Origin of the sequence: Bartonella sp. W8122, assembly GCF_016102485.1 — a bacterium.
GTDB classification, from domain to species: Bacteria; Pseudomonadota; Alphaproteobacteria; order Rhizobiales; family Rhizobiaceae; genus Bartonella; species Bartonella apihabitans.
In genome coordinates this window covers 344551-359529 of record NZ_JACFOO010000001.1, presented here as the reverse complement: position 1 = coordinate 359529, position 14979 = coordinate 344551, and the positions used below count along the sequence as shown (strand labels likewise).

The window sequence follows — 14979 nt, the reverse complement described above, 5'->3', positions numbered from 1 at the left end:
TAAAAGTCATTTCAAATATGTTTCAGCCAATGAAACCCAATAACACCCGCCAAGAGGGAGCAATTCATCGTTGAAGTTATAATGGGGACTATGCAAAGGCGCACTGTCACCATTTCCAATGCCAACATAGGATCCTGGTACTTTTTCCAACATAAAGGCAAAGTCTTCACTTCCAGATCGTTTCGGCGTATTATCATCAACATGATCGGATCCGAAAATTTTTGCCGCAACATCAATAGCAAATGCCGTCTCTGTTTTGTGGTTGACCAGCACCGGATATGAACGCTGATAATCAACTTCGGCCGTTGCACCAAAGCTTTCAGCCTGTAACTTTGCGAGTTTTTCGATACGCGATTGCAGCAAATCCCTTACGTCCGGATTAAAGCAACGGACCGTGAGCAACATTTCCGCACTATCGGGAATAACATTTGGGGCAACCCCTGCATGAAAGCTACCAACAGTTACAACAGCCGTTTCAAGCGGTGGCACATTGCGCGAGACAATTGTTTGCAGGCTTGAAATGATCGCCGCACTTGCCGCTATCGGATCAATTGCCTGATCCGGAACAGCACCATGGCCGCCCTTGCCAATCACTTTGATTTTGACAAAGTCGCTTGAAGGCATGAATGCCCCGGTATTCGCGGAAATTTTGCCGGTCGGAAACCCCGGCCAGTTGTGCATACCAAACACGGCATCACACGGGAATTTTTCAAAAAGGCCGTCATCAATCATTGCTTTTGCACCGGCAAAACCTTCTTCTGCCGGCTGGAAAATGAGGTTGAGTGTCCCGTTGAAATTCTTTGTTTCGGCAAAGTAGCGTGCGGCCGTTAACAACATGGTTGTGTGGCCGTCATGCCCACAAGCATGCATTTTGCCTTCATGACAACTCGAATATTCAAGATTTGTCATTTCTGTAATTGGTAAAGCATCAAAATCGGCACGCAAACCAATGGATTTTTTGCCATTGCCTACTTTTAAACGTCCTACAACGCCGGTCTTGCCAAGGCCTGTTGTAACTTCATAACCCCATTTTTTCAAAAAGTCGGCAATAATTTTTGCTGTTCTATGCTCTTCATAAGCGGTCTCTGGATGCGCATGCAAATCGTGGCGCACTGCTTCCATTTCCGGCACATAGGCTTTCATGGTTTGAAGAATTTTTTTCGCTTCTGGCGAAAGGTTTTCATTACTCATTCAAATTCCCCTATTTTCTATAATTAAATTTCATAATTAAATCTCATGGCGCTTTTCGTCGAAAGCCAGATATGCCACCCCACCAAGGACGAGAGAAACACCAAGATACCAGAATGGCGCCATAATATTGCTGTCGGATATTTTAAGAAGGAATGTTACAATCATTTGTGCTGTACCACCAAATATTGAAACACTGAAAGCATAAATAACCGACGTTGCAGTTGCGCGAATTCTTTTCTCGAATGCTTCGATAATGAAAAGCACACATAAGGTAAACACAATCGACATACCAATCACTGCCACAGTGTAAAAAGCCAGAAAAACGCGAATATTTTGTACAAAGTGGAATGCAAAATAGGATGAGATAAAGATGATGATCAGCGTGTTAATAGCTGTGCGTTTACGCCGTTCCAACCGGTCACATAAAAAGCCTGAAAAAACAGTCACAACGATAACAATGACACTTGCATAGCTTGATACAAGGAACGCTTCGGAGCTTCCGATGTCCGTGACCGTCTTCAGGTAACTCGGCATAAAGAACACCAGAACATACATCATGACAGTTCCCGGAAAAATCACAAAAATACCGGCAATCATCTGTTTCGTATGTTGGCTGATAAGCTCTTTGAACGGATGTATTGTGTGTGCTTCAACTGTTGGTGCCTTATGTGTTTCGTTGATATGGGCGCGGATATAAAGCCCGACAGGAATAATGAGGAGTGACAAGATAAATGGTACGCGCCAGCCCCAGCTTTCCATGGCTTCATTGGAAAGGCGCGACATTAATAAGGCGGCAAGAAGTGAACCGCATAAAGTACTCAAGCCTTGTCCGAAAAACTGCCAGCTTACGAAAAATCCGCGCTTGTTACGTTCGGCCGATTCCATAAGAAGCGTCGTTGCCGCGCCAATTTCTCCACCGGCTGAAAATCCTTGACATAGACGCCCCATAACAATCAACAGGGGCGCAAAAATACCAATTGCTTTATAAGGCGGTGCAAATGCTATCAAGGCACTGCCAATGGCCATTAATATAATTGTCAGTAGCATTGCGTCTTTACGCCCATGGCGGTCGGCATAGGCACCGATAACAATACTGCCTAATGGACGCATGACAAAGCCGACCCCAAAAACCGATACCGATATCAGCAATGAAATCAGCTTGTCTTCAGAATTGAAAAAGACATGTCCGATAATTCCGGCAAAAAAACTATAAACCGTAAAATCGAAAATTTCGAGAAAATTGCCGACACCTGCTGCGACAATCAATTTCGTCTTGCTACCGACAGGTGTCAGGGTAACATTCCCTGTATCATTGTCAGGCGTATTTACCAATTCAGTCATAACGGCTATCCCTTGATAATTTTCCTGCTAATTTAACCCGAGCGAGGAAATTCAGGCACGCAATTTCATTGGCAATCTGACAAAAATATTAACAATATATTTTCTTAATTATTATCATATTGGTGAATAATAACTGTCGACCGTTTCAGACAAAGGACAATAGCTATGTTGACACTCAAAGATCCTGTAGTTTTGGCGCAGGCACTTATCCGTTGTCCATCTGTTACGCCGGATGAAAACGGCGTATTAACGCAAGTTCAAACATGGGCAAAAAGCCTCGGTTTTTCTGTTGAACGACCAGTTTTTACAGATAAAAACACACCCGATATTGAAAATCTTTATGCACGTGTCGGTAAAAATGGACCGCATCTTGCTTTTGCCGGTCATACCGATGTTGTACCGGTTGGTGAGGAAAAAGCTTGGAACTTTCCGCCATTTGAAGGTACGATCAAAGACGATAAACTTTACGGCCGTGGCGCTGTTGATATGAAAGGCGGAATTGCCTGTTTTATTGCAGCCGTTGCCCGTTATTTAGAAAAAAATCCGCTTAAAGGCTCGCTCAGCCTGTTGATAACAAATGACGAAGAGGGCCCCGGTATTAATGGCACGATAAAGCTTTTGAAATGGGCAGCCGACAAAGGCGAAAAATGGGACGCCACAATTGTCGGAGAACCAACAAACCCGAACAATTTAGGCGACATGATCAAAATTGGCCGGCGCGGTTCGCTTTCAGGTGTGATCACTGTCACGGGACATCAGGGTCATGTGGCCTATCCCAAAAGAGCGGCCAATCCGATCGATCTCGTTATAAAATTATGCGAAGCGCTTAAAAATCCGGTTCTTGACAAAGGGAGCGAAAATTTCGAGCCCAGCAACCTTGAAATAACGACCATAGATACCGGCAATACAGCCACCAATGTTATTCCGCAACAAAGCGTTATCCGGTTCAATGTCCGCTATAATGACAATTGGACTGCCGAAACTTTAAAGCAGGAAATAAAAAAGCGGCTCGACTCGGTAAAACTTGAAACAAAGGGTTCGCTTGTTCCGACGTTCAAAATCGACTGGGTTATAAGTCCCGGTGGAGTTTTTCTGACGAAAAATGATGAGCTTGTCGGATGTTTGAGCAACGCAATAAAAACAGTAACGGGACGCACACCGGAATTATCCACCTCTGGGGGCACATCGGATGCCCGTTTTATTAAAGATTATTGTCCCGTTGTCGAATTCGGGCTGGTAGGAAAAACCATGCATATGGTTGATGAATGCGTAGCAATAGATGACCTTGAAAAGCTCACAAAGATTTATGAGAATTTTTTAGCGACTTTCTTTAACGCTTGAAAATCGGCAGACTCATTGTGATGAGCCACTATTTGAGATGAGCCACTATTTTATAAAAAGCCGGTCGACAAACCGGATTTTAAAGCATTCTTGTAAAGCAAGTTTCTAAAAGTCTAGCGTTCACAAGTCATCCAGAATTTGCTTGCGCCAAATTGCCAGCCTTTTTGGCTCGATTCGACATAAAGACAATCAATCTGTTATTGTCGACAAAGCTCGCCGATGCATCACCTGTTTTACGAATTTATTTTTTTGTTTGGCTGTCACTATTGCCAATGCCTTCGAAAAATTCTTTCATACGGGCAAAAAAACCATGTGACTGAGGCGAGTTTTCATCAACAGAAAGCTTTTCGAACTCTTCCAGAAGTTCCCGTTGTCTTTTGCTCAATTTTTGCGGCGTTTCGATTGCCACCTGAATATAAAGATCACCCATTGCCTGTTGGCGTAAAACCGGCATTCCCTTACCCTTCAAGCGGAATTGACGGCCATTTTGGGTGCCTTCCGGAACTTTGACCCGTGTTTTCAACCCGTCAAGCGTTGAAACTTCAAACTCTCCGCCAAGTGCTGCAGTTGTCATGGAAATAGGCACGCGGCAGTAAAGATCGGCACCATCACGCTGAAAGAATTCATGTGGTTTGATGGATAGGAAAATATAAAGATCGCCAGCCGGTCCGCCATGGCTTCCGGCATCGCCTTCACCCGCCAGACGAATACGTGTACCATCTTCAATGCCTGCGGGAATATTGACTGTCAATGTGCGCTCTTCTTCGATACGCCCCTGTCCGTGGCATTTCGGGCAAGGATCCTTGATAGTTTCGCCGCGTCCCTGACATGTCGGGCAAGTTCTTTCAATCGAAAAGAAACCTTGAGCGCTACGGACTCTTCCGGTCCCGCCACAAGTTGCACAGGGCTGCGGCTTCGAGCCTTTCTTGGCACCCGTTCCCGAACAAAGATCACAGGTAATAGAACCCGGCACCCTGATTTGTGCTGTTTTGCCGTGATAAGCTTCTTCCAGATTGACTTCCATATTGTAGCTGAGATCGGCACCACGCTCGCGCCCATCGGCACGTTTGCGTCGTGCACCGCCCATCATCTCGCCAAAGAAATCTTCGAAAATATCGGAAAAACCGCCCGCAGCAAAACCACCACGTCCAAACGGATTTCCACCACCGCCACCATTTTCAAAAGCAGCATGGCCGAAACGGTCATAAGCGGCACGCTTTTGAGGATCTTTTAAAACCTCATAGGCTTCGCCTATTTCTTTGAATTTTTGTTCCGCCTCTTTATCACCGGGATTTCTGTCCGGATGATATCGCATGGCAAGTTTCCGAAATGCAGATTTGAGCGTTTTTTCATCGCATTCTCGTGAAACGCCCAATGTTTCATAATAATCAACTTTCATCGCTTATTCCTGCAGTTCCTCTGCCATTTATTGACGAGACGACATTTACCATATTCAAAATTCGCTCGAACAATTGTCGCTGGTTTTAAAAAACCGTTGTCATTTTGGCTTTTATTGCGAGCATATTGGCTGTTTTATAACAAAGCCCGCCCTTTTGATAAAAGGTCGGGCTTTTTCAATTTTACAAGGACATCAGAGCAATTATTTCTTATTGTTCTTGTCGTTGTCGTCGACTTCTTCAAAATCGGCATCAACAACATCGTCGTCTTTGTGCTCTTCTTTTGCTGCATCATGGGCAGCATCAGCTTCTGCCTGAGCTTTTGAAGCGGCATACATTGCTTCACCAAGTTTCATGCTGACTTCAGACAATTTCTTGGTTTTCTCAGGAAGACTATCAACATCATCCGATTCAATGGCCTTCTTGACATCTGCAATTGCAGCTTCAATGGCCGACTTGTCTTCAGCCGAAACTTTGTCGCCATAATCGGCAAGCGATTTCTCGGTTGTATGAACAAGAGCCTCTGCCTGATTCTTGGCCTCAACGCCTTCACGCCGCTTCTTGTCATCGGCAGCATGGGCTTCAGCATCCTTGACCATCTTGTCGATATCGGCATCGCTCAAACCGCCAGAAGCCTGAATGCGGATCTGGTGTTCTTTACCGGTGCCTTTATCTTTTGCCGAAACACTGACAATACCGTTGGCGTCAATATCGAATGTAACTTCGATCTGCGGAACGCCACGTGGTGCCGGCGGAATGCCTACAAGGTCAAACTGGGCAAGCAACTTGTTGTCGGCTGCCATCTCGCGTTCACCCTGAAAGACACGAATTGTCACAGCGTTCTGATTATCTTCAGCCGTCGAGAAGGTCTGCGACTTCTTGGTCGGAATTGTTGTATTACGTTCGATCAAGCGTGTGAACACACCACCCAATGTCTCGATACCGAGAGAAAGCGGTGTAACATCAAGCAACAGAACGTCTTTGACGTCGCCCTGCAAAACGCCGCCCTGAATGGCAGCACCCATGGCAACAACCTCATCCGGGTTAACGCCCTTATGCGGATCCTTGCCAAAGAAGGTTTTTACAATTTCCTGAATCTTCGGCATACGGGTCATACCGCCAACGAGAACGACTTCATCAATATCGCCAGCGCTCAAACCGGCATCTTTCAATGCAGCCTTACAAGGATTGATTGTGCGTTGAACCAGATCTTCAACCAATGACTCGAATTTTGCACGGGTCAATTTCATGGTCAGGTGTTTAGGACCGGTTGCATCAGCGGTAATGAACGGCAAATTAATTTCTGTTTGCTGCGAAGATGACAGTTCGATCTTGGCTTTTTCGGACGCTTCTTTCAAACGCTGCAAAGCAAGCTTGTCTTTTCTCAGATCAATGCCGTTTTCTTTTTCAAATTCTTCGGCAAGATAGGTAACCAGACGCATATCAAAGTCTTCACCGCCAAGGAATGTATCACCATTGGTCGATTTAACCTCGAAAACGCCATCACCAATTTCGAGAACCGAAATATCGAATGTACCACCGCCCAAGTCATAAACAGCAATTGTCTTACCGTCTTTCTTGTCAAGACCATAAGCCAAAGCAGCAGCGGTAGGCTCGTTAATGATACGTAAAACATCAAGACCGGCAATCTTACCGGCATCTTTCGTTGCCTGACGCTGGGCATCATTAAAATAGGCAGGAACTGTAATAACAGCCTGCTCGACTTTTTCGCCCAAATAGGACTCTGCTGTTTCCTTCATTTTCTGCAAGACCATTGCAGAAACCTGGGAAGGTGAATATTTCTTGCCTTCTACTTCAACCCAGGCGTCACCATTTTCCCCTTTGACGATTTTATAAGGAACAAGTTCTTTGTCCTTGGTAACCATCGGGTCGTCAAAACGACGGCCAATCAAACGCTTGACCGCAAAAATAGTGCCTTCAGGATTGGTAACAGCCTGACGTTTCGCCGGCTGGCCTACAAGACGCTCGCCACCCTCTGCAAATGCTACAATAGAAGGTGTTGTGCGGGCACCTTCCGAATTTTCAATAACTTTCGCGTTTTTGCCATCCATGACAGCCACGCAAGAGTTTGTCGTACCTAAGTCAATACCGATTACTTTTGCCATATATCTACTCTCCATTCAGCAAGCTGTCGGGACCTCTACCGAGCATTCCAATCAGACAGCTCCTTATCATATGAAAAGCCCGTAATGGCCACTCAAAAATCGGCAACCATAACGAACCTCGTTGACGCGTATATAAGGGCACCCCTGTAGACGTGCAAGAGATGTTGAAAAGATTCATATGAGAAAGCGGTTTTTTGCCAATATTTTCGTCTTTCTAACTGTTTCCGGTTCGAGTAACAATCCGCCAAGCCCCTGTTTTCATTGGAGCCAAAGTTATTTTCAGAACCCACAAAACTTATAAAGCTAAAAACCGGCTGGCACCTGCGACGAGGTGTCTAAAAAATCCGGTTTGCAAATAAAATCCGATTATGTATCTATGCCATTGTCACAAACTAAATGACCCGGAACAGCTTTGTGACTTGAATAAAACACTGTCTGGAACATTTCTTTATTGTTTATTCAATTCAGGATAGTTTAACCAAGCAGTGTGATGACATGGAGCATCAACGCTTCAAAACAGGAGAAGTTAAAATGAAAAAGATTCTTGCAGTCTCTTTGGCTGGCCTTTTGGCAGCAGGATCGATGATATTGGCAGCTGAAGCCCGCAATGGCTCAGGTGACGGTTCGGTTGAAGATAGCTACGTAGAAGGCCAAAAGGCAAAAGCCCCCGAGGGCGAGGTTCATCATGATCGTGGTGGCAACGCCGGTCGCCACTTTGGTGATGGTTCACGTGAAGACAGTTATGTTCCTGGTGAAAAGAAAGATTCGCCATTGGACAAGACTGTTATTCAGGATGATGAAAAAGGCGAATCTGACGACGGTACACCGCGTAAGTAATTCGGTTTTATGAATAAGCGAGGCGGGTTTTACCCGCCTTTTATTTTAATCTATTCTTGGTTCACGTTTATTCTTCTGCCTGAAAAATACCAATAAACCGGCTAACCGCTTTTTAAAAAAACCGGCCATTCAATGGCATTCAATATAATTTAAACTAATTTAAAGTCATTCGAAATAAAATTTGCTATAAATTTTCTCTTAAAGAAACAATATTTTTTATAATAAATCTCATTAAACTCATTCAATTCAGATTAAATATAAACCCGATTTAGGTTAAACATAACGCGAAGAACACTGTTCAAAACAATACTTATTCGATGAGTTTAACGGGCAGGGATATTCATCGGCGACGATCATCCCGATCTGCCAAGCCGAACCGGCAATGACAGACAAATTCTTCGGCAACAATCTTCCATTTTCCGGATGTCGGTAGATTGGAAAATCAGGATTTTTATCGATTACACCAATTGGTAAAACTGGCGTATGATCGACCAGCCCTCGTCAGCACTTTCGACATAATTGACGAGTTTTGCATCATCAGGTGAAATTGTCCCTTGTTCGGCAAGATAATCGAGATTGATAACATTTTGCCAGAATTCACGGCCGAACATTAATATCGGCACACGTTTCATACGGCCTGTCTGGATGAGGGTGAGTGATTCGAAAAATTCATCCAATGTACCGAAACCACCGGGAAAAATGGCTATAACCTTTGCCCGCATGAGAAAGTGCATTTTGCGCATCGCAAAATAATGGAAGTCAAAACAGAGATCGGGTGTTACATAAGGATTTGGTGCCTGTTCATGCGGCAATACGATATTAAGCCCGATACTGGGAGCACCGACATCGGCTGCACCGCGGTTGCCCGCCTCCATCACACCGGGACCGCCACCGGTTATAATGACAAATTCATGATGACCGGTCGAAGCAGAATATTGCGAACAAAGTTGGGAAAATTTTCGCGCTTCGTCATAATAACGGGAAGCTTTTTCAAGATTTTTCTTCTGTTCGGGGGTTTTTGCCGCACGTGGTTCTTTACCCGGTTCCGGAATGCGCGCACCGCCAAACAATACAACAGTCGACTTGATGCCGTGTTCAACAAAACTGAATTCGGGCTTCATCAATTCCAGACCGATTCGGACAGCACGTAATTCGCGCCGCATCATGAAATCTTCGTCTACATAGGCAAGGCGATAGGCAGGTGAACGCGTTTGGGCAGTATCGGGAACTTCATGAACCTTACGGGCATCCTCTTTCGAGTGCCGAAAAGGTGTCCAACCGTTTTTTTCGCCATTAGCCATTCAGAAACTTCCTTTTCATTGACCACAATTGTTTCTTGCATTAGGCCGGATAGAATAAATGCTGATGCTTTCGACTTACTTAACGGAGACCTAATGCCATGACCAATCTGTCCCAACTGGAATCCATCATTGAAAAGGCGTTTGATGAACGCGAAAAAGTAAATATCCTGACAAAGGGAGAAATACGTGACGCAGTTGACCATGTGCTTGATCAGCTCGACAAAGGAGAACTGCGCGTTGCCGAACGCGAAACCAATGGCAACTGGAAAGTTCATCAATGGTTGAAAAAAGCGGTTCTCCTGTCATTTCGCCTCAATGCTATGGGACTTATTTCGGGCGGGCCTGACCAATCATCATGGTGGGATAAAGTGCCATCGAAATTTGACGGCTGGAATACCGATAATTTCGAAAAAGCGGGCTTCCGCGCGGTCCCCAATGCCATTGTGCGTCGTTCAGCCTATATTGCGCCGAGTGTTGTCTTGATGCCCTCATTCGTCAATATCGGTGCTTATGTCGGTGAAGGCACAATGGTTGATACATGGGCGACAGTCGGCTCTTGTGCACAAATTGGCAAACATGTCCACCTGTCGGGTGGTGCGGGTATCGGTGGCGTTCTTGAACCTTTACAGGCAGGTCCCACAATTATTGAAGACAATTGCTTTATCGGTGCACGTTCCGAAGTGGTAGAAGGATGCATCGTCCGTGAAGGGGCAGTGCTTGGTATGGGCGTTTTCATCGGCAAATCAACCAAAATTGTCGACCGTGCAACCGGTGAAATCACTTATGGCGAAGTACCACCCTATTCAGTCGTTGTGGCGGGAACTATGCCGGGAAAACCTTTTCCGAATGGAGAAGCCGGTCCTAATCTTTATTGTGCAGTCATTGTCAAACGGGTCGATGAAAAAACCCGCTCGAAAACATCCGTCAATGACTTGTTGCGCGACTAGGAAATCCGGTTAAAAAATCGCTCATGTTTATAAAATCCGGATAAATGGAAATGGAATAAAAATTCCAAGTCTATCCGTTTATCCGGTAATCATAAACCAGCGGGGGAGAACCGGATTAGCCGCGAACCAGACTATTCAAGATGATCGAAAATTCTCAAAAAAAGAAGGCGAAGAAGTTTTAAACTTCTTCACCTTATCTTGGCAAATAGAGTGCAGCAGAGTATGCGGGGGTGTAACTCTGCTGCGCCGGGCCAAGGTCATTAAAATGACCAAAGCCCAACCGGTTTTCGGCCCATGAAAAGCCGGAAAACGAGTAGCTTCTGAAAATTTAAATCGATTATTAGTCGGCTTATTAATAAGCGTCAACACCCAAAGACGCTAACAAATGCGAATAACTTACAAATTAACACCTTATGATTGAAGTTTTGAATTTCGATAAAAGAAAAATTGTATTTTTGGAAATATTAAAAAATTTTCTTGGCCTGGATCGGGCAATTCCTGATCAAATTGAATGCTTTTCAAATTATGCCGAATCACTCCGGTTTTCAAACGAAAATAGATTTCGGACTTGTGTTTTTTTCCTTTGAAGAAAATAGCCCTCTGACATTGAATGGCAAAAGAGCGTCGTTCAAGCCGACGTCGTTATTCTGCACAAAACCGGTTTCGGCTTTTTCGACCGATTTTTAAAAAAATCGATGGTTGAGAATCGAATCACTGCAAAATCATTTCTTATGTAAGCAGATCACATTGAATGCACAGATAGTGATAGACACGTAAGATTGTCGCCCCACCATCGCCCGACGTTCAGAATGAACACTGTCACAAGTGCTATTCATTCATTTTTAAAGCCTGGATAAACGCTTCTTGTGGGATTTCCACCTTACCGAATTGGCGCATACGCTTCTTGCCTTCTTTTTGTTTTTCAAGAAGTTTGCGTTTACGGCTCACATCACCGCCATAACATTTGGCTGTGACGTCTTTACGCAAGGCACGGATATTTTCACGCGCAATAATCTTGCCGCCAATAGCTGCCTGAATCGGAATCTGGAACATGTGTTGAGGAATAAGTTCCTTCAATTTTTCACACATTGAACGACCACGTTTCTCGGCTCCCGACCGGTGCACGAGGATAGAAAGTGCGTCAACCGGTTCACCATTGACCAGAATACTCATTTTAACGAGATCACCTTCCCGATAATCGGTTACGTGATAATCGAAAGACGCATAGCCTTTGGAAATTGACTTCAAACGATCATAGAAATCGAAAACAACCTCGTTGAGCGGCAGGTCATAGGTAACCATCGCACGTGTACCGACATAGGAAAGGTCAACCTGAATCCCGCGACGATCCTGACAGAGTTTTAAAATTGCGCCGAGATATTCATCCGGTGACATAATTGTGGCGCGTATCCACGGCTCTTCAATGGAGGCAATTTTAACAACATCAGGCATATCGGCCGGATTATGGAGCTCTTTCACCGAACCGTCCGTCATATTGATGCGATAGACAACAGAAGGAGCCGTGGCAATGAGGTTGAGATTGAACTCGCGTTCAAGCCGTTCTTCAATAATTTCAAGGTGCAAAAGCCCTAAAAAACCGCAGCGGAAACCAAAGCCCAGAGCAGCGGAAGTTTCCATTTCATAAGAAAAACTGGCATCATTCAAACGAAGCTTGCCCATTGCCGCACGAAGATCGGCAAAATCATCCGCATCAACCGGAAAGAGCCCGCAGAAAACCACCGGTTGCGCGGGCTTGAACCCCGGCAAAGCATGGTCACACGGACGATGATCTTCCGTAATTGTATCGCCAACGCGTGTATCAGCCACTTCCTTGATAGAAGCTGTAATGAAGCCTAATTCCCCCGGCCCCAGGTCTTCAATCGTTGCCATTTTGGGAGTGAAAACACCAACCCGTTCGACCGGATATTTTGCACCGGTGCCCATCATGCGGATGGTCTGGCCTTTTTTCAAAACCCCGTCGATTACACGCACAAGAACAATCACGCCCAGATAGGCATCATACCAGCTATCGACCAGCATTGCTTTGAGCGGCTTGTTAATATCCCCTTCGCGGGGTGCTGGCAGTTTGTGGACAATAGCCTCGAGAACCTTGTCGACGCCCATACCGGTTTTTGCCGAAATTTCTATTGCGTCGCTCGCATCAATGCCGATCACTTCTTCAATTTGCTCTTTGACACGTTCGGGCTCGGCCGCAGGCAGATCAACCTTGTTGAGAACAACAACGATTTCATGATTATTGTCGATTGCCTGATAAACATTGGCGAGCGTTTGCGCTTCCACGCCTTGCGAAGCGTCGACAACAAGAAGTGACCCTTCACAGGCAGCAAGAGAACGCGAGACCTCATAGGCAAAGTCGACATGACCCGGTGTGTCGATCAGATTCAAAATATAGGTTTCACCATTTTTTGCCTTATAATGAAGCCGCACTGTTTGCGCTTTGATAGTGATGCCGCGTTCGCGCTCGATATCCATCGAATCAAGCACTTGCTCTTTCATTTCCCGCTGGGCAAGGCCACCCGTCATCTGGATGAGCCGGTCAGCCAAAGTTGATTTTCCGTGGTCAATATGGGCCACGATGGAAAAATTCCGAATATGGTCGCGATCTACTGTCATGAAAAGCGATTTAGCAAGGAACGCAAAGAAACGCAAAGCCGAAATGAATGTTGGGAAGCAAGTTTGCAGAAATCTTCTTCATTCCACAGATGAGCTTATTGAAATTGCCCGATTTTTACCTGAAATTCGGACTGTTTTTTTCGTTTTGAGAAAACGTCTTTAAACAACACTTCAAACCGTCAATAGCACGGTTTCAGGTTTCTTATAAAAACGTCATGGCTTTTCAAGCGAGCCGCGTTCATTCCATAGTCCGGATGTGTTTTTAAAAAGGGAATTTTTTCGCGCGCTTTTTATCATTCTTGAGCTATTGCCCGCCTTTTCGGCTTCAATTCGGAAACAAGAATACCAATGATAATGCAAAATGCTCCAAGAATTGCAAGGTGAGGCAGGCGTTCGCCGGCAATCCACCCGACGAGACCCGCCCAAACCGGTTCACCGGTATAGATGATTGTTGCACGCGTTGGTGAAACCGAGCGTTGCGCCCAATTCATTGTAAGCTGAATGAGAGCACTCATCGCAGCCAACCCCAATCCTGCCGACACCCACACCCAAGAAAATGCCGGAATAGTTTCGCCATTAACCGGCATTGCCACAAAGGAAAGGAAGCCCGCAACAAAAAGCTGTACAACGGTGACACGTCGGCTATCGACCCGACCGGCAAAAAAGCTGATAAAGACAATTTCCGAGGCAATTGCAAAAGCCGATAAAAGTGTGAGAATTTCGCCCTTTGAAAAATCTATTGCATGAATTCCTTGCCCTGAAACCAGAAGTAAACCGATAAACGCAAAGCTTATTCCAATGAAACTCGTCAAACGCGGTTTTTTACGTAAAATTATCCATTGCAAGAGCGGTACGAGCGGAACATAAACAGCGGTAATAAAGGCCGACTGGCTGCTTGCAATGGTCTTTAATCCGGCAGTTTGCAAACTATACCCCAGAAAAATAGGAATGCCGATAACTACACCGGCGAAAATATCATGCATACTGATATTTTTGAGGCTTCGCCAAAAAATGATGCCGGCAAAAATACCGGCAAGAATGAAGCGGAAACCGACAAAGAACAATGGCCCGCAGGAGCGCATTGCCAAATGGATGATAAGAAAGGTTGCGCCCCATAGAAAAGTTATGCCGATCAGAGCGAGTTCTTGTCTCGACAAGAGATAAAACGCGTTTCCCTTCGCTCCCGCCATTCAGCTTGCCCTGTTCAGGTAATCCGAAAGGCTATGGAGAAAACTTTCAAGTTCCGGTGCTTCAATATCAACGAAAGCCGGAATTTCTTTATCCTCTTTGTGACCAACAAGTATCGTGGTCATGCCAAGTTCTTTGCAGGTTGAAAGATTGGCAAGATTATCTTCAAACATTGCCGTTTTTTCCGGATCGATTGAAAAATGTCCTAAAAATCTGTGATAGGCTTGCCGGTAAGGCTTAGGCAAAAAATCGGTAAATGTGACATCATAAATGCCGTCAAAACATCCGGTTAAGCCACGGTGGGTAAGAACACGTTCCGCGTGAGCACGGTCGCCGTTGGTAAATATGAATTTGCGGCCGGGCAAGCTTTTAATATCTTCGGCAAGCTGCGGATCTTTTTTTAACGGCGAATAGTCGATATTATGAACATCCCTCAAATAGTCTTTTACATCGACAAAATATTCTTCGATCATACCGCGTAAAGCGCCACCATAAGTTTGCCTGAAATATTGGCGAAATTTTTTGACCTCTTCATCATCGTCAAGTTCGAGCTGTTTTTTGACATAGGCACTGATACGTTTGTCGATCTGTGCCCAAAGCCCGCTTTCTCTCGGATAAAGTGTATCATCAAGATCGAACACCCAAACATTCACGGTTGTGAGCTTAGACAAAATTT

11 protein-coding genes are annotated in these 14979 nt (G+C 45.1%); 3 read left to right on the top strand and 8 right to left on the bottom strand.

Annotated features, from left to right (window positions below):
• Window positions 1–6: 6 nt before the first annotated feature.
• Both H3S83_RS01670 and H3S83_RS01665 read right to left on the bottom strand, forming a co-directional pair.
• Window positions 7–1191 carry a M20 aminoacylase family protein gene (locus tag H3S83_RS01670; protein WP_077969750.1) on the bottom strand — a complete coding sequence of 395 codons (1185 nt, stop codon included), beginning with the start codon at window positions 1189–1191 and terminating at the stop codon, window positions 7–9.
• Between the two features lie 36 nt (window positions 1192–1227).
• Window positions 1228–2532 carry an MFS transporter gene (locus tag H3S83_RS01665; RefSeq protein WP_078038795.1) on the bottom strand — a complete coding sequence of 435 codons (1305 nt, stop codon included), beginning with the start codon at window positions 2530–2532 and terminating at the stop codon, window positions 1228–1230.
• A 165-nt stretch (window positions 2533–2697) separates the two neighbouring features.
• On the opposite strand from H3S83_RS01665, the gene dapE reads away from it, so the two are divergent.
• Window positions 2698–3873 (top strand): succinyl-diaminopimelate desuccinylase, encoded by a 1176-nt coding sequence (gene dapE / locus H3S83_RS01660; RefSeq protein ID WP_198238735.1) that lies wholly within the window; start codon window positions 2698–2700, stop codon window positions 3871–3873.
• Window positions 3874–4114: 241 nt separating this feature from the next.
• On the opposite strand, the gene dnaJ is transcribed toward dapE, so the two are convergent.
• Both dnaJ and dnaK read right to left on the bottom strand, forming a co-directional pair.
• Window positions 4115–5272 (bottom strand): molecular chaperone DnaJ, encoded by a 1158-nt coding sequence (gene dnaJ / locus H3S83_RS01655; protein WP_198238734.1) that lies wholly within the window; start codon window positions 5270–5272, stop codon window positions 4115–4117.
• Window positions 5273–5473: 201 nt separating this feature from the next.
• Complete coding sequence (dnaK, locus tag H3S83_RS01650; RefSeq protein ID WP_077969743.1) at window positions 5474–7396, bottom strand: molecular chaperone DnaK; 1923 nt, start codon at window positions 7394–7396, stop codon at window positions 5474–5476.
• Between the two features lie 531 nt (window positions 7397–7927).
• On the opposite strand from dnaK, the gene H3S83_RS01645 reads away from it, so the two are divergent.
• Window positions 7928–8233, top strand: a complete 306-nt coding sequence (locus H3S83_RS01645) for a hypothetical protein (protein WP_198225506.1) — start codon at window positions 7928–7930, stop codon at window positions 8231–8233.
• A 458-nt stretch (window positions 8234–8691) separates the two neighbouring features.
• Here the strand turns inward: H3S83_RS01645 and H3S83_RS01640 are convergent, their stop codons facing one another.
• Window positions 8692–9534, bottom strand: a complete 843-nt coding sequence (locus H3S83_RS01640) for an LOG family protein (RefSeq protein WP_198238733.1) — start codon at window positions 9532–9534, stop codon at window positions 8692–8694.
• A gap of 98 nt (window positions 9535–9632) precedes the next feature.
• On the opposite strand from H3S83_RS01640, the gene dapD reads away from it, so the two are divergent.
• On the top strand, window positions 9633–10481 hold the full coding sequence (dapD, locus tag H3S83_RS01635) for a 2,3,4,5-tetrahydropyridine-2,6-dicarboxylate N-succinyltransferase (protein WP_198238032.1): 849 nt from the start codon (window positions 9633–9635) through the stop codon (window positions 10479–10481).
• An 828-nt stretch (window positions 10482–11309) separates the two neighbouring features.
• Here the strand turns inward: dapD and lepA are convergent.
• From lepA to H3S83_RS01620, 3 genes are all read right to left on the bottom strand, one after another.
• On the bottom strand, window positions 11310–13115 hold the full coding sequence (lepA, locus tag H3S83_RS01630) for a translation elongation factor 4 (RefSeq protein WP_077969731.1): 1806 nt from the start codon (window positions 13113–13115) through the stop codon (window positions 11310–11312).
• A 293-nt stretch (window positions 13116–13408) separates the two neighbouring features.
• A complete protein-coding gene (locus H3S83_RS01625; RefSeq protein ID WP_198238732.1) occupies window positions 13409–14305 on the bottom strand; it encodes a DMT family transporter in 897 nt (298 codons plus the stop codon).
• A complete protein-coding gene (locus tag H3S83_RS01620; protein ID WP_188317743.1) occupies window positions 14306–14974 on the bottom strand; it encodes a pyrimidine 5'-nucleotidase in 669 nt (222 codons plus the stop codon).
• Window positions 14975–14979: the final 5 nt, after the last annotated feature.